General features: G+C 61.7%; 2 pseudogenes. Both read right to left on the bottom strand.

Annotated features, from left to right (window positions below):
• A pseudogene (locus tag HNR46_RS20550) lies at positions 1-625 on the bottom strand (glycoside hydrolase family 130 protein); the annotation flags it as partial.
• Positions 622-1275, bottom strand: a pseudogene (locus HNR46_RS20555) (glycosyl transferase family 1); the annotation flags it as partial. The pseudogenes HNR46_RS20555 and HNR46_RS20550, both read right to left, overlap by 4 nt.

Genomic DNA, 1275 nt, shown 5'->3' on the forward strand with positions numbered 1-1275 from the left:
GGGTGAAGTCGTCTCCCAGCGACTGCATCAGCGCCTCCGCCCACGGGTTCTCGATCTCCAATTCGCGCAGTTTGCCGAAGAAAATGCTTCGCCGGAATGTCGGGTTCGTTTGCAGCAGCGGCGCGGTGACGTGTCGTGAGGCTTCCCCAATAGTGATCGAATGGTCCGCCCCGATGACGCCGGTGCGGAACTCGATCGAGGAGATGTGACCTTCACCCGTCGCCCGCAGGCTCATGACAAAGCGCAGTTCACCCAGCTGGAGTCCAGATTGGTCAGGGTGCGGAACGATCGACGGATTGAACAACGCGGCTGATTCGAAGGCATACTCGCCGGAAAATAGCGCACCGATGTAGTGCCGCATCGCGCTCGTCAGTGACTGCTCATGGGGCACATGGTGGCGCACGTGATCGTAGTGACGCCGCCAGGCGCGAGCGATGTCCTTGTGACGCTCACCGAATTGATGGCTGAGCAGCGCGAGGCGTTCATCGACCTCCTGGGCAGTGAGTGCCATCGCCCGCTCGATGATGCGCAAGATGGACGAACGATCGCCCGGGACGAAGGACCGCACCATGACTCGCGAGCTGTCCGGGCGGATGTGGATGTCGGTGGAAACTGGATGGATCATGAGACCGGGGAGACGCGGTGATCGCGACGGGTGATTTCCAAACGGGAAAGATGGAATGCGAGTGTGGATTCCGCTCCTTGGTTTTGATTGAGGTGATCGCGAAGCAGGGCATCGCGGCAGCCGCCGGTGCCCGGGTCATACAGCGAAACGCCGAGGTCGTTGCGGCCCAGGAACCACTCGAAGCAAAGGCGCGCGCGGTCGGCCCAAACCGAAGCGCCGGTGATATCGAAGGCAGCCATGCAGGCGGACACCATTGCATGGGCTTCCACCGGCTGTTGGTCGAAGCGCGCTTTCTCGGCCCCGTGGGGCCAAAAGCCGTGGCAACCGATCGGTGAAAACTGGCCGCCATCGCCGGTCTGTTCGTCGATGAGCCATTTCAGCGCGATCAGCCCGGTCTCGACCGCCGGCTCATCGCCAGAAAGGATCAATGCGTGGGCAAGCTTGGCATTGTCGTAGGTGGCGATCCGTTCAAACCACAACCAGCCCGGTGAAGAGTTCGCCTGGAACAGCCCCATCAGGCGCGCGACCAGCAGCCGCTGCATCTTTGCAACCTCGCGGTCACCGCAAAAGGCATGGAGGTACTCATGAATCGCCACCAGAGTGAACGCCCAGGCTCGAGGCGAACTGAAGTGCTTCACCGGTTCGAGGCC

It is taken from the genome of Haloferula luteola (genome assembly GCF_014201715.1).
GTDB lineage: Bacteria > Verrucomicrobiota > Verrucomicrobiia > Verrucomicrobiales > Akkermansiaceae > Haloferula > Haloferula luteola.